The 17,706-nt window shown below is 59.8% G+C and carries 18 protein-coding genes and 1 pseudogene; 6 read left to right on the forward strand and 13 right to left on the reverse strand.

What is annotated here, in order from left to right; genetic code table 11:
- Nucleotides 1-215: 215 nt before the first annotated feature.
- A complete protein-coding gene (locus tag AB8B02_RS18650) occupies nt 216-785 on the forward strand; it encodes a hypothetical protein (RefSeq protein ID WP_439065893.1) in 570 nt (189 codons plus the stop codon).
- A 12-nt stretch (nt 786-797) separates the two neighbouring features.
- On the opposite strand, the gene AB8B02_RS18655 is transcribed toward AB8B02_RS18650, so the two are convergent.
- The 6 genes from AB8B02_RS18655 to dps all read right to left on the reverse strand — a co-directional run bounded on the left by AB8B02_RS18655 (nt 798) and on the right by dps (nt 5,775).
- Complete coding sequence (locus AB8B02_RS18655) at nt 798-1,895, reverse strand: L-dopachrome tautomerase-related protein (protein ID WP_439064789.1); 1,098 nt, start codon at nt 1,893-1,895, stop codon at nt 798-800.
- 31 nt (nt 1,896-1,926) lie between these two features.
- Entirely contained in the window at nt 1,927-3,051 is a 1,125-nt protein-coding gene (locus tag AB8B02_RS18660) for an L-dopachrome tautomerase-related protein (protein WP_439064790.1), read from the reverse strand.
- Between the two features lie 130 nt (nt 3,052-3,181).
- On the reverse strand, nt 3,182-3,619 hold the full coding sequence (locus tag AB8B02_RS18665; protein WP_439064791.1) for a GlcG/HbpS family heme-binding protein: 438 nt from the start codon (nt 3,617-3,619) through the stop codon (nt 3,182-3,184).
- Nucleotides 3,620-3,680: 61 nt separating this feature from the next.
- Complete coding sequence (locus tag AB8B02_RS18670; protein ID WP_439064792.1) at nt 3,681-4,205, reverse strand: cupin domain-containing protein; 525 nt, start codon at nt 4,203-4,205, stop codon at nt 3,681-3,683.
- Nucleotides 4,206-4,271: 66 nt separating this feature from the next.
- Nucleotides 4,272-5,285, reverse strand: coding sequence for a zinc-binding alcohol dehydrogenase family protein (locus AB8B02_RS18675; protein ID WP_439065894.1), 1,014 nt, complete (start codon nt 5,283-5,285; stop codon nt 4,272-4,274).
- A gap of 10 nt (nt 5,286-5,295) precedes the next feature.
- The gene (gene dps / locus AB8B02_RS18680) at nt 5,296-5,775 is read right to left on the reverse strand and encodes a DNA starvation/stationary phase protection protein Dps (RefSeq protein ID WP_439064793.1); all 480 of its coding nucleotides are present in this window, start codon (nt 5,773-5,775) and stop codon (nt 5,296-5,298) included.
- Nucleotides 5,776-5,956: 181 nt separating this feature from the next.
- Here dps and AB8B02_RS18685 point away from each other — a divergent pair, with 181 nt between their 5' ends.
- Complete coding sequence (locus AB8B02_RS18685; protein WP_439064794.1) at nt 5,957-6,844, forward strand: LysR substrate-binding domain-containing protein; 888 nt, start codon at nt 5,957-5,959, stop codon at nt 6,842-6,844.
- 91 nt (nt 6,845-6,935) lie between these two features.
- Here AB8B02_RS18685 and AB8B02_RS18690 read toward each other — a convergent pair whose 3' ends face one another.
- Nucleotides 6,936-7,793, reverse strand: coding sequence for a LysR family transcriptional regulator (locus AB8B02_RS18690; protein WP_439065895.1), 858 nt, complete (start codon nt 7,791-7,793; stop codon nt 6,936-6,938).
- Between the two features lie 99 nt (nt 7,794-7,892).
- On the opposite strand from AB8B02_RS18690, the gene AB8B02_RS18695 reads away from it, so the two are divergent.
- Nucleotides 7,893-8,912: a zinc-dependent alcohol dehydrogenase family protein gene (locus tag AB8B02_RS18695; RefSeq protein WP_439065896.1), complete on the forward strand. Its 1,020-nt coding sequence runs from the start codon at nt 7,893-7,895 to the stop codon at nt 8,910-8,912.
- Between the two features lie 657 nt (nt 8,913-9,569).
- A complete protein-coding gene (locus AB8B02_RS18700) occupies nt 9,570-9,794 on the forward strand; it encodes a hypothetical protein (protein ID WP_439064795.1) in 225 nt (74 codons plus the stop codon).
- 462 nt (nt 9,795-10,256) lie between these two features.
- Here the strand turns inward: AB8B02_RS18700 and AB8B02_RS18705 are convergent, their stop codons facing one another.
- From AB8B02_RS18705 to AB8B02_RS18715, 3 genes and pseudogenes are all read right to left on the reverse strand, one after another.
- Nucleotides 10,257-10,706, reverse strand: coding sequence for a TIGR02444 family protein (locus AB8B02_RS18705; RefSeq protein WP_439064796.1), 450 nt, complete (start codon nt 10,704-10,706; stop codon nt 10,257-10,259).
- 63 nt (nt 10,707-10,769) lie between these two features.
- Nucleotides 10,770-11,114, reverse strand: a pseudogene (locus AB8B02_RS18710) (UbiX family flavin prenyltransferase); the annotation flags it as partial.
- Nucleotides 11,115-11,385: 271 nt separating this feature from the next.
- Nucleotides 11,386-12,246 (reverse strand): LysR substrate-binding domain-containing protein, encoded by an 861-nt coding sequence (locus AB8B02_RS18715; RefSeq protein WP_439064797.1) that lies wholly within the window; start codon nt 12,244-12,246, stop codon nt 11,386-11,388.
- Nucleotides 12,247-12,377: 131 nt separating this feature from the next.
- Here AB8B02_RS18715 and AB8B02_RS18720 point away from each other — a divergent pair, with 131 nt between their 5' ends.
- Both AB8B02_RS18720 and AB8B02_RS18725 read left to right on the forward strand, forming a co-directional pair.
- Nucleotides 12,378-13,127: a pirin family protein gene (locus tag AB8B02_RS18720; RefSeq protein ID WP_439064798.1), complete on the forward strand. Its 750-nt coding sequence runs from the start codon at nt 12,378-12,380 to the stop codon at nt 13,125-13,127.
- Nucleotides 13,128-13,315: 188 nt separating this feature from the next.
- Complete coding sequence (locus AB8B02_RS18725) at nt 13,316-13,942, forward strand: isochorismatase family protein (protein WP_439064799.1); 627 nt, start codon at nt 13,316-13,318, stop codon at nt 13,940-13,942.
- Nucleotides 13,943-14,038: 96 nt separating this feature from the next.
- Here the strand turns inward: AB8B02_RS18725 and AB8B02_RS18730 are convergent, their stop codons facing one another.
- The 3 genes from AB8B02_RS18730 to AB8B02_RS18740 all read right to left on the reverse strand — a co-directional run bounded on the left by AB8B02_RS18730 (nt 14,039) and on the right by AB8B02_RS18740 (nt 17,679).
- Complete coding sequence (locus AB8B02_RS18730; RefSeq protein WP_439064800.1) at nt 14,039-14,251, reverse strand: hypothetical protein; 213 nt, start codon at nt 14,249-14,251, stop codon at nt 14,039-14,041.
- A 657-nt stretch (nt 14,252-14,908) separates the two neighbouring features.
- Nucleotides 14,909-16,849 (reverse strand): PAS domain-containing sensor histidine kinase, encoded by a 1,941-nt coding sequence (locus AB8B02_RS18735; RefSeq protein ID WP_439064801.1) that lies wholly within the window; start codon nt 16,847-16,849, stop codon nt 14,909-14,911.
- A complete protein-coding gene (locus tag AB8B02_RS18740; protein WP_439064802.1) occupies nt 16,846-17,679 on the reverse strand; it encodes an MEDS domain-containing protein in 834 nt (277 codons plus the stop codon). Before AB8B02_RS18740 ends, AB8B02_RS18735 begins: the two co-directional genes overlap by 4 nt.
- Nucleotides 17,680-17,706 lie beyond the last annotated feature (27 nt).

Below are 17,706 nucleotides of genomic sequence, written 5' to 3' on the forward strand. Positions count from 1 at the left end.
GTCGACTGGCTCGACGCAGTCGGCATCGATTAGATCCCCGCAGTCAATCTACCAACAACCTTGAGCGGCCAATCGCGCGCCTGACAGCCAATGCCCGCTAATGGGATGGACCGGCTGCTTCTCCCGCGCGGCAGTCGGCCTAGACTGCTGCATTTCAACCGGAGAAGCAGGCCACGGATAGGACCATTGCGCCACTCGCCTCGATCGGCATCGATATTGGCAAGGACGTCTTCCACCTCGTCGACTTCGGCACCGACGGCAAGATCGCGTTCCGTCAAGATCAAGCGACTAGCCCTTGTTGGGACGTTCAAGAAGCTGCCGCCATGCATCGCGGCATGGGAGCTTGCCTCAGCGCCCACTTCGTCAGCCGCGTTTTGCGACAGCTCGGCCATGAGCCGCGGATCATTCCGGCGATCTATGTGAAGCCATTCGTGAAGGGGCAGAAGAACGACTACAACGACGCTGAAGCAATTGCCGAAGCTGCTTTAAGGCCTAACCTGCGTACCGTCCGGGAGAAAAGTCAGGATCAGCTTGATCTGCAGGCCTGCCACCGGGTCCCCCGCGCGACGAAAAGACTGACCGCATCGAACCCGGCGGCAGGCCTCGGGCGCGTAAAGGATCTTCGACGCGACGGCATTGACGCCGAAGAAGACCGCAGACACCAACGCGGCGGTGACGGCGAGAGGCCGTCTTCCCCAATCAGCGCCTGCACTGATCGGCGTATCTGCGATTCTCATCATGTCTCCAATCAACCCTCGCAAATGCGTGAGGCTGCATCACAATAGGCTATTGCGCTGCTATCGCCGCACCGGCTTCGCTCCGATTGCAATGGAATAAAGAGTCACCGGCCAGTCGACTGCGTCCCTGCCCTGATTGAGGCCCGACGTTCGATTGAGCTGCGCGGCCGGCAGCCACAACTTGCCACTATCGTCGATCCACATGGCATCTACCCAGGCAAGCCGGGGATCGGCGATCAGGGTCGAGATCTCCCCGGTGGGAGAAACCTTCAGAATGCGCGAACGATCGGTGTCACTAACATAGATTGTTCCTGTAGCGTCGATGGCGGTCCCGCCAGTCGAGGGCGTGTCGGCAAACGGCGCGACGTGGCCGGACAGCATCTCGTTGTCAAGCGATGGATCGTCTAGAAAGCGCGTTTCAAGTCGAAACATCGGGCCCGAGCACGGCTGATAGAACAGCCAGCGCCCGTCGTCGGAGACTTCGAGTTGATCGGCGTGAACGACAACCGGATGGCCTTGTGCATCCATGAGTTGCCCGCCCTCCGCCATCAGCGGCCGCGCCGCGATTGTCGAGGGATGATTTTCAAGCACGCGGCGAGCCTGGCCTGTGGTCAAATCGAGCACAATCAGCGCGGGACGGCCTGCGTCGGTCAGGTAGGCAACGCCGCCATTGAATCGCACGTCGTCGACGAAGCTCGCGCCTTGCGCGACCGTGGCCAGATCGTAGGCCCGGCTCACCCGATTGGTGGCGAGATCGATGCGGACAAGTTTCGGGCCGCCGTCGGCCAACGGCGCACCTATCCCCGGGGCTCCGCGATCGACGACCCACAGCGCGCCATCCGGGCCGATACGCAGGGAATTCGCGCCGACAAATGCCGCGCGTCCATCCTGACCCACGTGCCAGCTATTCCATGCCGCGTCCGGATAAGGTTTCGCCGATCCGGAGGTGATTTCAGCAATTTCGGGTTGTCCCGGTTTTTGCGGCTGGAGGACGACGAAGCGCCGCCCGTCAAGCGCCGTTGTCACGCCGTTCATGATCAGCGTGTTTGACGCAAACTCCGGGACGAGTTGATCCATGGGGGCCGCCATTGCAGATGAACTCGCAACAACAAAGGCGAGAAGAGGGGCGAGAAAAAGGGCAAGCAACAAGTGGCGCATCACGCATCCCGCCTGCATCGATGCACCTCAGTTACTTCAGCAGCACCGGACCTGCATCGATCCGAACACGGAACAGAGTATAAGGCTTCACCCGGCGCTCCTGCCCTTCGTGGAATTGCGCCTGCCGATGAAGCTGGTTGGCGGTGAAGTACAGGTAGCCGTCTGAGGCGACCGACAACGTGTCGGGCCAAAGGATCCTCGGATCGTGCGCGATGGTCTTCCACTCGCCGTCCGTCTGGCGCTGACGAACGCTGTTGCGCTCGTAGTCTCCCCCGTAGATGCGGCCCTTGTCATCGGCCTCAAGACCGTCCGACGCGCCCTTCTCGCCCAGATCAACCACGGCCTCGGCGACGGTCGCGTCCGTTGCGGACCGATCGAGAAGGAGAGCAGTCGGGATCGAATACAAGTGCCGGCTGGATAAAGGACAGTAATAGAGCGTCGCGCCGTTCGCAGAAATGGCGATGCCGTCGGAGGCGACGTTGAAGGGCGCGGGAGGCTTTCCTTTTTCACGCACCGCAAGCCGCTCCCCTTCCACGACAGGAATGAATGCGGGATCTGGTGAGGTCGACTTGTGCCCCGTCAGTTTCCGCCAGCTTTCACCACTGTCGAGATCGACCACGATGATGCCGCCTGGTCCGCTGATGGAAGAGTCCGTGATGAAAGCGACACCAGCTTTGCCCTGACGCAAGTCGAAGCGCACGTCGTTGATATAGGTCGTCGGCAACACGGTCGATGAAGGCAACACGATTGTCTTCACCACCTTGTTGCTCGCGAGATCTACTGCGACCAACTTTGCGCCACCCACAACAGGTGTCGAAAAACCCGGCGCCGCTGTGTCGAGAATCCACAGTCGGTTAGCGGCATCGACGACCACGCTCTGCACGCTGCCCAGCGTCTCTGCAGGCCGCGCCGGATCGAATTTGTTGATCGCAGCATCAGGATAAGCAACAACCTCGCCGTTGCGGATCTCGCCGACGGTGAACGGCACGTCGTCGCCCCATCGCGGGAAATTGATGAAGATACGCCCATCGGCGGCGACAGACACACCGGTCGGCATAGCATCATGGAACTCGAACACAGACTCGATCCTCCCAATCGGACGATCGCTGGCAAGGTGTGTAGCCGAGCCGGATGCCGATGACGCCTTCGAAGCCATAGCAGTGTCTCCCTGATGTCGCGCAAGTACCACCGTCGCTGAACCGACGAGAACAGTGAGACAAGCGATCGTTGCTGTTCTGGACAAATTCATCAGCCGATTTCCGGTTCCGTCAACACGCACACACACATCACGCTGAAGCGGCGAGCGCCGCCAGCACTGCATCGCGCCCGGCTTCGGCCACAGCGACGTCTTGTTCGGTGGTCCCCGATCCGACGCCGATCGCGCCGACCAGTTCACCGCGAAAGACGATTGGAAAACCTCCGCCGAGATTAACGATGCTGCCGTGGCTTGCAAATCCCAGGTTCGCCCCAAACTCGTACGGAATTCCGCCGGTCGCCGTGCCGATCGACGCGCTGGTCGCGGCCTTGGCGATCGCAGGATCGCGGGCAAGCACGGCAGCGCCTTCGACCCGCGCGAATGCCAGGAGGTTGCCGCCGGCGTCGACGACGGCGATACACTCCGGCGCCGCGATCTCCCTGGATTTCGCGACTGCGGCTTCGATCGCGATGGCGGCCGCCGCGTACGTCAGTTGTTGATTGTTCCGTATGAGGGACTGGCTGGACATAGTGTGACCTTTCGAAAGAGGATTTGGCGTCTGTTCTAACCGGGCTGATTGCGCGCCCGTCTCACTTTGACGTCGCGGCAATCGAAGGAACGCCGTCGATCCAGTCCTGCCTCTGGGGAGCGAAGAAATCGATATCGATCGTGTCTTCCGTGCAGACGAATTCGTGCGGTGTGTTTGGTGGAATGATCAGAACCGTCCCCACCGTCATAATGAACTTCTTGCCTTGCGAACTGACCTCGCACCGCCCTTCGGTAATCCAGGTGATCTGTTCGTTGGCATGATGATGCAGCGGAAACACGCCGCCCTTCTTCACGGTCCATTTCACGAATGTTGATTGCGCGCCCGACAGGTACTGACGTTGCACCAGCGGAGAGATCTGCTCGATCGGCTGTTGGTCAAGCCGATAGAGAATCGGCATGTTGGCGGAATGGCCACTGACGCCAGGCTGAATACCCTTCCCCGGCGCATGGGTGACGGCAGGCGCTTCCGACAGCGAAGGCGCTGGACGGTCCTGCGCCATCGTCGGCGCTTTGAAGACTGGCCAGCCAGCAAGAACCAAGGCAAGAGCAGTGATGTGAAGCCGCATTTTGTGTGTCCCTTACAAGGCGTGCAATGATGGATAGCTGCGACCGGGTCCGGCTGGAGCCGGGATTCAAAACCCGGATAAAACTGTCTTGCCGATGTTTCGCCCGCTCTCGATCGATGCGTGAACGCGCTTGAGGTTGAGCGCGTTGATGGCGCCCGCATCTTCTGTGAGCGTCGTGCGTAACACTCCCGCGTCAACGAGAGCCGCAACCTCGTTGAGCAGCTCGTGTTGCACGATCATGTCGGACGTCCCGTACAGCGTGCGCGTGAACATCAACTCCCAATGAACCGAGACGCTCTTGAGTTTGAGACTGACAATATCGAACACGTGCGGATCGTCGATCAACGCCAACCGGCCGTGCGGTGTAATGGCTTCCACGATGGCCGGCAGGTGCTTGTCGGTCGCGGTCAGTCCCGCAACATATTCGACCTGATCGATACCGATCTCTTTCAGCCCCCGGTCCAGCGGATGATGGTGATTGATGACGTGATCGGCGCCCATCTTGCGGCACCACGCCTCGGTTTCCAGACGAGATGCTGTCGCGATGATCGTCAGGCCGGTCAGCCGGCGTGCCATCTGTGTCAGAATTGATCCGACACCGCCTGCGCCGTTGATGATGAGGAGCGCGCCGGTCTGAGATTTCACCCCATAGGGAACGGCAAGGCGTTCAAATAGCAGCTCCCACGCCGCGATCGACGTGAGCGGAAGCGCCGCCGCCTCACTGAAGGTCAATGTTTTCGGCTTATGGCCGACGACGCGTTCGTCAACGAGATGGAGCTCGCTGTTGGTGCCCGGCCGATTCATTGCGCCGGCATAGAATACCTCATCTCCGGGCTTGAAGAGCGTAACTTCCGAGCCGACCGCATTGACAACGCCGGCGGCGTCAAAGCCGAGAATCCGCACTTCGCCATTGGGCGGGGACATGCGCGCGCGCATCTGCACGTCTGCCGGGTTGACCGAGATCGCCTTGACGGCGACGCGCAGGTCGTGCGGGCCCGGCAGTGGAGCTGGCAAATCGAAATCGATGAGCGAGTCTTGCGCCGAAACGGGACCTGCGGTTCGATAACCGATGGCTTTCATATCCCTAGCCTCACCCTTCGTTGTCCAGATGAGCTTCGACAAACCAGAGCCACTTGTCGATGCCGCGCGAGACCTCAGTGAAGATGTCGGCCGTGGTTGCATCGCCGAGCCGGCCGCTCTCATCGTTTGCGGCGCGGATTGACTTGCCAAAGGCCGCGAGCGCCGAACTGAGCGCGTCCACATGATCACGGCCGCTCCTAGCCTGCGGATACTCCGCAAGTGTGGAACGCCGCGCTGCGGTGCGGGCGGTCCCCTCCACCGCGCCACCAAATTGCGCAGCGCGTTCCGCGATGAGATCAACGAAGTCTTCGACCTGCTCGTTGATGCTGTCGAAGAGTTCATGGAGTGCGATGAACGTAGCGCCTCTCACATTCCAGTGCGCTTGCTTGCATTGCGTTTGAAGATCGATGGCATCGGCCAAACGAGCATTGCATAGACTAATAATTGCGACGCGCGTGTCTTGGGGCAAGTCGTTCTTGGTGGAATGCACGATTGCTCCTGTGATCAGATTTTTGCAGCGCGCTGCCGTAACGGAGTAGCGCGCACAAAACCTTCATTATTTGCCAGCTGCGTGCGACTGCATTACGCTCTCACAAATCTATTGCCGTCCGGCGGCGAGAAGAGAAACGCATAATTTGAATGGGCCCAGTAGCTAACCTAATGGATGCAGTGTGCGCGACCTTGATCTAGATTTACTGCGTGCTTTCGTTGCGGTCGCCGATGCGGGCAGCTTCACCGCTGCAGCAGACACAGTCGGCCGCACGCAGTCTGCCGTGAGTCAAAAAATTCGAAGGCTCGAGGAGCTTGTCGGATTTCCGCTATTCGACCGAAACAGCCGATCGTTGGCTTTGACGGGCACCGGCGGGCAGTTGCTGATCGGAGCGCGCCGGTTGCTTGACCTGAACGACGATGTGGTTCGCTCGCTTCAGACGCCGCAAACGACAGGCAGATTACGGGTGGGAATTTGCGAGGACTTTGTCCCGCTCCAACTCTCAAAGCTTCTGGCACGCTTTCTTCGGTTGCATCCGGGCGTCCAGCTCGACATCAACACAAGTCTCACGCATAGCCTGCTCCGGGAATTCGAAGCAGGAAATCTGGACCTTGTGATCGCAACGCGCGAGTTCAAGGAGCGAGGTCGCGTGATTTGGCGCGAACCAATGGTGTGGTTCGGGGCCTCCGACTTCCAGCTCAATCTCAACCGGCCGCTCCCGCTTGTGCTTCTGCAACCGCCTTGCACTTACCGAGAGCTCATGTTCACAACGCTCGATACCGCACGACAGGAATGGGTGACGGCCTGCACGGTAAGCAGCCTCATGGGTGTTCAGGCTGCCGTTGCCGGCGGGCTCGGCATCACGTTGCTTGGCCGTTCGTTCATTCAGGACGGAATGCAGATCCTTGATGTGCCCGAGCACTGGCCACCGTTGCCAATGACTGAAATCGTCGTGCTCGGAGATGACACTGCCGAGAAGTCGCTCGTTCAACCGCTGCTGGAATTCCTTGTCGAAGGCATGCGGACCCCGCAATCTGTCGCTTTTTCTTCCGGGCAAGCCGTTCCGTAGAACAAGTGGAGATAGCCAATGTCCGCCTCGCGCCTGAAGCAACCATCGACCTAATTTTCGTCCGATAGCGCCTTTTATTCGAAGTTTAACATCACCTGTAGTCGCTTAGCCGCTCAATGACGAAGTCTAGGAGACTTCGCAATCTGGCTAGGCGCTTCATGTCGCGGTGATACCCGACAAATGTATCACGACCGGGTGGCTGCTCTCCCAATTCGATCCGGATCAGCCTTGGCATTGCATCACCGAGCGGGCGTGGCAAGACGGCGAGGCCGGCGCCGCTCTCGCACATGCGGGCCTGCACGTCGCGATTGTTGCTCCTCAATGCAACATGGGCCCTCGGCAGAATGGCTTTCAGCCAAACAGCGTCCGGCATACCCGAGAAGTTTGCGTCCATCGTAATGAGAGACGTCCCGCCACCATCGCCGGCAACCGGCCTTTCGAGGTCGGCCCGGAGGTAGACGCCGTATGGAATATGCATCAGTCTCCGCGAGATGACTTCGGCCTCCTCGAATGGCTGGATACGAAACGCCATGTCTGCCTCGCGTCGTGGCAGGCTGAACTGAACCTGGCTCGTCAAAAGTTCGATGACGACGTTTGGGTGCTGTTTGACGAAGTCTGCAAACACCGGAGCCAGAAGATGTGCGCCGAACCAGTCTGATGACGAAATTCGCAAGGGGCCGTCGAGTTCGCGGTGCAGGCCATCGAGTTGGCGCTGAACGGCAAGAGCCTCATCCTCGATGTGCTCGACATGCGTCAACACGGCTCTGCCTTCGTCGGTAAGCACGAAACCGTCGCCGGTTCGCTGAAACAACGTCTGGCCGACGGCCTGTTCAAGCGCCCGAAGCCGGCGACCCATGGTCGGCTGGCTCTTGCCCAGCTTCTGAGCGGCTCCGCCGAGCGTGCCTTCTCGGGCGATGGCGAGAAAAACGCGGAGGTCACTCCATTCCATCGGTTGGTCCATTCAATTTCGTTTGCGAAGCGTGCAGCATTGTCGGTTTCAAAGCGGGATCACCACGATTATTTGCGGACTATCGCAGAGGAACAACCCATGTCGCTCCCCCTTTTTATGACAGCCGCCGTTCTCGCAGCCCCAAATGTGCCGTTCCGGAGCGAGCAGGTCGCGCTACCTGCCGTCGCAGCAACTGAGGTTCTCGTCCGCGTCAGAGCCAGCGGCGTCAACCCGCTTGATCTCAAGATATATAGCGGCGAGGCAGCTCATGCGCGCCATCTTCTGCCGGGAATCCTGGGAATGGATCTTGCTGGCGTCGTTGAACAAGTGGGTGCAAGGGTCACACAGTTTAGGCCCGGCGACGAGGTCTTTGGGTTCACCGGCGGTGTCGGCGGCGTGCAGGGCTCTCTGGCGCAATTTGCGGCGGTCGATGCAGAGCTGCTGGCCCTGAAGCCCGTCAACCTCGGCATGCGGGAGGCTGCCGCGTTGCCGCTAGTGGTCATCACTGCTTGGGAAGGGTTGATTGATCGCGCTGGCGTCGGCGCGGGACAGACCGTCTTGGTCCATGGCGGCGCCGGCGGCGTCGGCCATGTGGCCATCCAGATTGCACGGGCTTTCGGCGGCACCGTTTTCGCCACGGGCGCTGCGAAAGACAAAGACATCATCGAACACGCCGGCGCCACGTTCATCGACTACGCGGTAACTACCGTTTCCGATTATGTTGCGAAACACACCGCAGGCCGTGGCTTCGACGTCGTCTATGACACTGTCGGCGGAGCTACCCTCGATGCATCTTTCAAGGCCGTGGCAAGGTTCGGCCATGTGGTCAGTGCGCTCGGCTGGGGAACGCATGCCCTCGCGCCTTTGTCGTTCCGCGCAGCGAGCTACTCCGGCGTATTCACGCTGCTGCCGATCCTGACCGGCGAAGGCCGTGCCCGGCACGGCGAAATCTTGCGCGAGGCCGCAAAGCTGTGCCACGCCGGTAAGCTAGTGCCCCGACTAGATTTGCATCGCTACACGCTACGCACGATTGCCGACGCCCATGATGCAATCCGCTCAAAAACTGCGTCCGGAAAGGTCGTGATCGAAATAGATGACAACTTTGAAGATCAAGATTGATCGAAGCTTCGTCAACGAGCCGACGAGCGCGAGAGAAGAAGCGCAGATGATTGGCCGCGCCGTCAACGGCGCACACGCCGGTTGCGAACATGGCGTCTGCGGCGCTTGCACCGCCGGCCGCGTCAAGCCGGGGTTGCGGCTACTGCCCCAGCGCGACATGGCACTGCGTCAGCGATACCGAGGCAGTGCAGTATCGCCATCGCGTGCGCCCCCAAGTATGCCGGACCGAGCGAATCGTCCGGCGCGGACCTCATGGTCGGCGCATCGTGACTTCCCGGCGAGTTTGTCGCTGAACGCAAATGATATGCTGGTGGCCTTTCGGGGCCACCTTTTTGTAGCGCCGCCGCCGTCGAATAAACTACGGAGATGACCCTACGAAAACGCCCGGCTAGCTTGATGGCCCTATTCGAGACCTGCCCTGGTTCTGAAACCTCCTCTCGGAGTCGCCGAGCACATCGATCAACATCAAGGAGGCTCAGGCCGTAGCCGATCACATCGTTCAAAATCTGCGGATGCATATCCGCTCGATCTGGAAAGCCAGGCGGGTGTGCGACCGAGCATCGCCGCGCTTGAATTCGGCACCGATACGAATTGCGCTCGCCCGGGTGACCCCTTACAGGAAGCCGGTGCCCTGCCTCGTACTGACGTCTGACCTCCATGCCCAAAAAGAAAATTGCCGCCGACGAGCTCGTCTGGTTCTTTCACGAGAAGCTTGCAGATTCCAACTTCCCCAAAGCCCGGATCGCGATTATTCCAATCGGTGGCGGCAATTGGTCCGCGCTGACAAATGCCAACGAACGCCGGCACTACCCTGATCTTGCAAAGACAGTCGCACGTATCGAGAAGCAGCTGCGGTTACGCTACAGTTCGAAGGAAAGCTGACTTCACGCTGGGCGAAGCTAATACCGCCGACTGCGGCCGTTTGCTGCTAAGGTTACTGCTTGGAGGCAGGCACCGATGGCAAAGAAGCCGATTTCCCAAGCCGCCTGGCGCAGCTTTTTCGCGAGCGCATGAACGCGCACCCGGAGTGTCCACCGGCAGTATCCGTCGAGATTCGAGAGGTAAAGACCTCCGAAGGTCGCGGATGGAGGGCGGTGACGAGCTCAGCCGATAGCCTAGCCCACTTTAAGTGCGCTCGTATCGTTGGTGCTCTCACCCTTGAGCTTCGGCAGAAGTATAAGCCGTCCGACGACTGACATTGGACGGACTGCACGTTTATCCCTCGGAACCAAACCACCCTTCGCCTGTTCTACGGCCCGACCAACCAAGGTGGCATTGTGAGCATGATGAATGACTTCGTTTAAATGAATGACTTCGTTTCGATCTCAGGCAATACACTTTCGATCAGTCCGCCGGTCCGTGGCCAAGTGCATGCCTCACTACGAGCGTGACGATTACACGAACCTCGGCGGTTGTGAGTGCAGTCTGTCCGGAAGATTTGGACTCAAGCCAAGCTGACAGAATGTCGTTTTCGATGTGCTCGGCGTCGAGCTCGTTGGCCTTAATGAGGGCCCGCAGTCTCTCCGAGGCTTCCGAGGGCGCGGCTGACGGACCGACCTTCAATCGCCTGCGAAGCGATCGAAGCGGAGACACGACCTGTTCTCGCCATGGTCGAACCGCGTGGTCCATCGATCCTATGTCGGTCGCGTCGAGATGGACGTTTCGCTGTGAAGCTGCAAAGGCAGCGCCGAGCATAAGCATCACGTCGACGTTCTCTTCGTCCTGCAGCTTCAGGCAGGCCTCGGACACGCCGGGTTCTGCGCAGAGCTTTAGGGCGAAGGTCCAACTGTCCATGCTGCAAAACCCGTCTGCTATCGACGCCGCTTCGACCGGCCGCCCCATTCCGGTGCGGGGCGGTTACGAAGCATCGGGTGCCTTAATGGGTGCGAGACCCTGCCAGCGGCTCACGACGTCCGTCTGAATGTCGAACAGATCGAGTATCCGGCCCAACGTATGATCGACCATCTGCTCGATGCTGATTGGCTTGGCATAAAACGCGAGGACGGGTGGATAGATGATGGCGCCGATCTCCGTGGCCGTGGCCGTCGCCATCCCCTTCAGATGTCCGAGATGCAGCGGTGTTTCCCGTGCCATCAACACCAGTCGGCGACGCTCCTTCAGCACAACATCGGCAGCGCGGGTGACCAGCGAGGACGTGCCGCCGGTGGCGACCCGGGCCTGCAGGTTACAAGGTGCGCTTATCCAATACTGACCGACGGCGCGGCTCCGAGTTTCGAGCGCTCTTCGTTAGCAGCTTCGCCTCGCAGGCGAGGCTGTGCCCTTCGGTCACAGAAACCTCCCTCAAACGTCCACCAAGTTTCGAAGACCGGCGGATATTAAAGTCCGCCGAAATATCGCGAGCCGCCATCCTGACACGGTGGTCCCCACGGCTCGCTGATGTCTGGTCTTCGCGACCCCTGCGACCGCGACGGAAACGAGCGGTTTTGCGTTCTGCAGAGCGCGTAAGCTCGCTCTAGCCAAATCTTTCGGCGAGCAGATCGATAAGCGCCCTGACCTTCCGGGCCAGGTGCGCGCCGGGCGGCCGGACCACAAAGATGCCGACTTCCGGCAAGCGGTAGCGGGTCATCACGGGAGCGATGGCGCGCGATGCCACGTAGGGCTCGGCGATGACGTCCGGAAGTGCGCCAATACCGACCCCGGCTGCGATGGCTTCTGCGATCGCGATGGCGCTATCTGACTTGAACCGCCCTTGCGGGTTGACCGAGATCGTTTTCTTGCCATTGGCGAACTTCCAGCTTTCGGTACCGATCATGACCGCCTGATGGCCGAGGATGTCCGCCGGTTTCTCCGGAGCGCCGCGCGCTGTGACATGGTGCGGACTCGCGTAAAGGCTGACGGAGAACGAGCCGATGCGGCGGGCGACCAAATTGGAATCTGGAAGATAGCCGACGCGGATCCCGCAATCGAAGCCCTCACCCACCAAGTCAACGTAGCGATCGCTGTAGCGCGAATGGACTTGCAGGAGCGGATGTTGCTGGGCGAATGCTGCGAGCGCCGGCGCGAAGTGCTGGCCGAAAGATGCAGGTCCCGCTACGCGCAGTAATCCCCTGAGGTCCCCCTCTGGCGAGAGCTCTTCGCGTGCCGCATCGATCTCACCACAAATCCTGACCGCGTGCTCACGAAACGACACACCAGCTTCGGTCAAAGCGGCGCCCCGCGTGTTGCGGGACAGAAGCTGGCTCCCGAGCTCGTCCTCAAGGCGGAATAGCCGCCTGCTGACGATTGACTTGGCCACACCGAGACGACGCGCGGCGGACGAGACGCCGCCAGCATCCGCGACTTCAACGAAGGTCCGAAGGTCTTCCAATTCCATTTTGGCGTTCCAATGTTCGAGACACGGCATACCACATGGCGTCGCTACTGTACCTGGTTTCGCAACGACAGCTTCGTTCTGGTTAATGCGACGGTCCTCCTGCCGCCGCCAAAAGTGAAAGGACCGAGACCATGAATACGATCAAGATGAAACGCGGTGCCACGCGCGGCGACCCGAGCCGAGGCTTTTCCCTGGAGATCCTTTACCCCGGCCTGACCTTCGGTGAGGGCGACAGCGGCATCGGCGCGATCGGTCGCATCGACCGCGCGCGCATCCATCCGGGTCACACCACCGCGATGCACCCCCACCGCGACGACGAGATCCTGACCTACGTGCGCGTCGGATCGATGCTCCATAAGGACACCGTCGGCAATCGCGAGGAGATCCGGCCGGCGCGCTTGATGATGATGAACGCCGGACACACCTTCCAGCATGAGGAGACGATCCTCGGTAACGAGCCGCAGGAGGCCTTGCAGATCTTTCTGCGCCCCCGCGCACCGTCGCTCGATCCGAAGGTGCAATTCCACAACTTCGGTGAAGCGGTGAGCCGCGATGCCTGGCGGCTCCTCGCCGCTCCCGAAGGCGCCCCCTTTGAAGTCCGGGCGCAGGCCTGGATACACGACACGCGTCTGACCGCCGGCAAGACATTGGCGCTTCCGAGCATGCCGGCGCCCGTGCCGATCCGGCTGCTCTACGTCTTCTCTGGCGAGGTTCGCATCGGCGGCCTGACCCTACGAACGGGCGAAGGTGCATTCCTTGCTGAAGACGAGACCGCCGTCGCGGCGAGGTCCGGTACCGATCTGGTGCTGTTCGCCACCGACGCAGGCGCGCCCGTCTTTAAGGGCGGTATGTTCAGCGGAAATGTGCTCGTCCACGCCTGACCCCCGTCGGAAACAAGGGTCGGGGCTTCCAACGGGAAGCCCCGACCCTTGTCGTTTGGGCCATGGGGTCGCGACCTCACGTTCCACTTTTCGATACGCGGGGTGTCAATCTCGCTGGCTAGTGACCCGGCATCGGCAACGGCATGTTGGGCGTGTCGAAACCGACTTAACCCCGAAAGGAATAGACCATGTCCTACGATCGCCTCACCGCAGACAACACCGCCGTCCTCTTCGTCGATCATCAGACCGGCCTCGCGAACGGCGTGCAGACCCAGAGCCCACCCGACTTCATCAACAATGTGAAGGCCCTTGTCACCATCGCGCAGATCTACAAGCTGCCAACGGTCGTAACCACCAGCGCCCACGACGGCCCGAACGGCCCCATCATGCCGGTCGTCGAACTGGGCCTGCCGGATGCCGCGATCGTGCACCGGCCCGGCCAGATCAACGCTTTCGACAACAAGGACTTCGCTGCGGCCGTGACGAAGACGGGACGCAAGAAGCTCCTGATCGCTGGCATATCCACGGAGGTCTGCGTCGCCTTCGCCGCCCTATCCGCGAAGCAGTTGGGCTACGACGTCTACGCCGTGCTCGACGCCTCCGGCACCTGGAGCAAGCTCGTTGAGGCCGCTGCCGTCGCCCGCATGGTGCAAGCCGGTGTCGTGCCGATCACCTGGGTCGCAGTCGGCGCCGAACTCCTTGGCTCCTGGGCTTCGCCGACTGGTGAAGCACACGCTAAGCTGATGGGCGACCACCTGCCGTTTTCGGCGAACAACATGGCGGGCTTCCTGGCAGCAAAGGGGGCCGCACGCTGAACCCGCTTCGCGCGCGCGTGTCGCCCGAACAAAGCCGCCCCGGCGCTCGCCGGGGCGGCTTTCCCGTTCATGCCTTCAGTAGAATGATCTGGGCGATCATAATGACAGGCGAAACGCTATCGGACGCGTTGGCGTATTAGCGTCAATCGGCGGTGCAGTCCCGGTATCTACAGCGCCGTCGTCCTGATGGAAGCCGGTGATCATCTCCTCGATCAGCGCGACATGATCCTTGCGCGGCGGCACCTTCTCCGGAATCTCGCCAATGCGATCGTTTAATCGCGTCGGGCGACAGCGAGTCCTCGATCTCATCGTCGATCGCCCAGAGCCGTCCCGGATGGACGACGTCCCACGCGACCGCCTGTTCTTACGTGTCGTCTCGGCGTCGCCGTGCTTGCTCATTCCCCAGCACGCCTTCGTCTCCTGATTCCAGAGCGGCCACAACGTCTGGATCAGATGTTTCTCGCGACGAGCTGGGCGTTCGTGACGCAGACCAGGCGCCGGCAGGCGCAGTCCTCCAGCTTGATGGGCGACAGGTGGAGATCAGCTAGTTGGCGGCGGTCTGGATGGTGCCGGCAAGTTCGATCAGACGGCCGGTAAACTGTCTCCCTGGTCGCACGGCGTGGCCGCGCCGTCATTGGCCGGATCCGTCTTGCCGACGCCGATCGGGATCTCGGTGCCGAAGATTCCGGCGTGGAGCGGGATGAAGCCGAAGGTAACGCCCGCCGCTGATAGATTTCCCGATAGAAGATATCCATTAGCGAAATAGGAAGCCGCAACGGCAGCGAAGCTTAATGGTATATGTCGAGGCTGTTAGCGCGTGGACGCATTGGCGCGGAGTTTAACGAACGCCAGATAGTTCGGGCGTGATTTTGTGAAGAGAAGCGATGTCCATAGCGACCGATCGACTGGCCTCACCATATGGAATAACGTTCTGCAGCAAGCGCTCTCTTAAATGTACCGCCAACATTAATCGCGTGGAAGACGAAACGTAAAGGTCGCGCCGGGCCCTTCGTTTAACATTGCACTTAGCTCTCCGCCATGGCTCTTGATAATTGATTCGCTGACGGAGAGCCCAATGCCCATGCCACTTTCCTTCGTTGTATAAAACGCGTCGAACAGGCGGTCTGCAGCCTCACGGTCAAACCCAGTCCCGACGTCACAGACGGATAGCCCAACGCTGCCATCATCACTATCACTTCTGACAATTAGCGTTCTCGGCCGATCGCTGACTCTGCTCAGTGCATCGCAGGCGTTGCGAATGAGGTTCATAATCACCTGCTGGATCTGCACTCGGTCACAAACGACAATAGGAAGGTCGTCGGCCAGTTCCACTCCTAAGCGGATCTTCTTCCGTCGAATTTCGCTCAAGAGTAAAGAAATCACCTCCCGGGCAACTTCGTTCAGATCGACCGGCTCCGTATTCGCGCTTCTATTATCAAATAACGCACGTAACCTAGCAATTACCTCGGACGCGCGATTTCCATCTCGCAAAGTCCGTCGCACCGTTTCCCGTGCCCCTTCAAGATTTGGCGGATCTGAGTTAAGCATCCGCCAGCATGTGCCAGCGTTGGTGATAATGCCCGATAATGGTTGGTTCACCTCATGAGCAATGGATGCCGTTAGCGCTCCAAGGCTCATCACCCGGGTCACACGTGCGAGCTCCGATCGAGCGGCGTCAAGCGCTTCATCCGACAGTCGCCGTTCAGTAACATCTTGAACCGTCGCGATGTATTCGAGCTTCCCGTCAGAATCCCAGGTCGCGTGTGTCACTGCGTGAAGGTGTTTAACCGAGAGATCTGGCATAAGTAGTCGGTACTGACATTCGAAATCATCGCCGCGAGCTTTTGCCTGGGCGAGCGTCGCGTCGAACATGCCTAGGTCGTCCGGGTGTACTCTGCTGCGGATGCGGGCCGGCGTCAGAGGAGGAGTAATCTCGAAAATGCGATAGAGTTGATCCGACCAGGTAATTTCATCCGTCTCAACTCGCCAGGAAGAACTTCCGGTTACGCTCAGCCGCTGTGCCTCAGCTAAAAACGCTTCGCTGCGTCGCAACTCCTCTTCCGATCGCTTACGCTCGGAAATTGCGCGCAGATTGATCGCCTCTTCGGCCTGTTTGCGGATCGTTATATCTTGAAATGTCAGTAAGGCTCTACGTTCCGAATGGCCTGGCAATGACAGTGGGCGCGCATGGACAACTATCGTCCGCCTTCCTTTGCCCACTATGTAACTCTCGACCTCGATCGGCTCGAATTTATCGCAGCCGGCAAACATTTGCTGACACTGTTTCCGCAATGACGCCAGCTCGAATGAGCCGTTTCCCAGCTCGTAGAGTGAGCCCCCTTGCGTCTGCTCTCGCGACACATCAAACATCGCATAGAAGGCGCGATTGCCTGACTGAATTCGTTCATCTGCGCCCAACACCACGAGAGGGTCAGCAACAGTATTTAGGATCGCTTTACTGCATTCGCGCTCGTAAATGGCGAGATCGATACTCGCGCGAAACGCAGTTACGTTGGTAACGGTAAGCACCGTTCCGACACATCGCGCGTCATCTCCCCAGTGCGGAGATATTCGAACAACGAACCACTTTGTTTTATGACGAAAATCGATCCTCATCTCCGCTTCGGTCGCCACGACCTTGCTGCAAGTATCCTTTAACCGCGCCATACCCGACATTACGGGGTTCTCAGAGGGAGCCCGATTGAGATCAGTTGCCGACAATTCAAGGACGCTCGACGCAGATTTGTTGAAGTAGGAAATCGTGAAATCTCGGCGCACCACAATGATCGGAACATCAACAGTGTTAAGGACTGAGACGAGGTCAGGTGCCGTGACACTCCCAGCGATGCGGCCCTCTGTTGCTTGAGGGCAGGTGCCGCCATTGAGCGATACGCGTTCTCCGGTCATCCGCCGCCCCTCTTCGCAGCGTATAGATCACGGCTTCTCAACAGCACCGATTCGGCAACCGAGGGAAATGCTTGGCGTAACGCCAACAGCAATGCTTGGGCGCGCGGCATTGTAAACGGTGGCACATAGCTCGACAGCAACCGGCCTTCGATCACGCGCGCCTCGTCGCTACCAACTGTTTCACGAAGTGCCGCCGCGACTGCATGCTCCAAGCGCGCATAGTCCTCCACCGGAATCAGGTGAGAATGATTTACGCCTAACCTCGGCAGTACGTGTGCGTGCACTTCACCATTGAAATTGTCCATCAGAAAGGAACAGAAGATGGCGATATCGTGCTGCTCCGCCAGTTTATCGAACAAATCTTCAAGGTTCATACTTGCAGCGACGTCGCCGCGCTCCCACAGTACGTTGACCATTTCGCCCCACCAGCGCACGCACTTGTAGCGCCCGCCAGCGCGCGCATTTGCGATAACGTCTCCGGCAAGGCCAAGGAACAACGGCGAGTCCGGCATCGCATCCCGGGTCATGAAACGCGGCAGGAACTCATCGGCATCAACGACGGTTAGTTGTCCGCGGGCCCTCGCCGCCTCCACGTCCACGCCTTCTGCTTCTAGACGTGGGCGGATACCGTCCCAATGAGCGCGGGTCGGAACCAGTATAACGCCTTCGCCATTCGCAACGGCCGCCCCGGCAAACCGGCACACCGCACGATTTAGAAAGTCTTGATCTTGGTAAAGCTGCACGATGTGATCGCAAGCCTTAGCATTCGTTATTAACTGCTCCCAGGAGTGGTCAGAATGCTCGTGGCAAATGTCATCTCCGTCGTCCATTGCCGTTGCCTTCTTGCTAACGGGCTC

It is taken from the genome of Tardiphaga sp. 862_B3_N4_1 (genome assembly GCF_051811085.1).
GTDB classification, from domain to species: Bacteria; Pseudomonadota; Alphaproteobacteria; order Rhizobiales; family Xanthobacteraceae; genus Tardiphaga; species Tardiphaga robiniae.

What these genes read in the sequence shown, in the direction of transcription:
- AB8B02_RS18655 (WP_439064789.1), bottom strand. Translation starts at nt 1,895, where the DNA reads ATGCGCCACTTGTTGCTTGCCCTTTTTCTCGCCCCTCTTCTCGCCTTT.
- AB8B02_RS18660 (WP_439064790.1), bottom strand. Translation starts at nt 3,051, where the DNA reads ATGGCTTCGAAGGCGTCATCGGCATCCGGCTCGGCTACACACCTTGCC.
- AB8B02_RS18665 (WP_439064791.1), bottom strand. Translation starts at nt 3,619, where the DNA reads ATGTCCAGCCAGTCCCTCATACGGAACAATCAACAACTGACGTACGCG.
- AB8B02_RS18670 (WP_439064792.1), bottom strand. Translation starts at nt 4,205, where the DNA reads ATGCGGCTTCACATCACTGCTCTTGCCTTGGTTCTTGCTGGCTGGCCA.
- AB8B02_RS18675 (WP_439065894.1), bottom strand. Translation starts at nt 5,285, where the DNA reads ATGAAAGCCATCGGTTATCGAACCGCAGGTCCCGTTTCGGCGCAAGAC.
- AB8B02_RS18690 (WP_439065895.1), bottom strand. Translation starts at nt 7,793, where the DNA reads ATGGAATGGAGTGACCTCCGCGTTTTTCTCGCCATCGCCCGAGAAGGC.
- AB8B02_RS18695 (WP_439065896.1), top strand. Translation starts at nt 7,893, where the DNA reads ATGTCGCTCCCCCTTTTTATGACAGCCGCCGTTCTCGCAGCCCCAAAT.
- AB8B02_RS18700 (WP_439064795.1), top strand. Translation starts at nt 9,570, where the DNA reads ATGCCCAAAAAGAAAATTGCCGCCGACGAGCTCGTCTGGTTCTTTCAC.
- AB8B02_RS18705 (WP_439064796.1), bottom strand. Translation starts at nt 10,706, where the DNA reads ATGGACAGTTGGACCTTCGCCCTAAAGCTCTGCGCAGAACCCGGCGTG.
- AB8B02_RS18715 (WP_439064797.1), bottom strand. Translation starts at nt 12,246, where the DNA reads ATGGAATTGGAAGACCTTCGGACCTTCGTTGAAGTCGCGGATGCTGGC.
- AB8B02_RS18720 (WP_439064798.1), top strand. Translation starts at nt 12,378, where the DNA reads ATGAATACGATCAAGATGAAACGCGGTGCCACGCGCGGCGACCCGAGC.
- AB8B02_RS18725 (WP_439064799.1), top strand. Translation starts at nt 13,316, where the DNA reads ATGTCCTACGATCGCCTCACCGCAGACAACACCGCCGTCCTCTTCGTC.
- AB8B02_RS18730 (WP_439064800.1), bottom strand. Translation starts at nt 14,251, where the DNA reads ATGAGATCGAGGACTCGCTGTCGCCCGACGCGATTAAACGATCGCATT.
- AB8B02_RS18735 (WP_439064801.1), bottom strand. Translation starts at nt 16,849, where the DNA reads ATGACCGGAGAACGCGTATCGCTCAATGGCGGCACCTGCCCTCAAGCA.
- AB8B02_RS18740 (WP_439064802.1), bottom strand. Translation starts at nt 17,679, where the DNA reads ATGGACGACGGAGATGACATTTGCCACGAGCATTCTGACCACTCCTGG.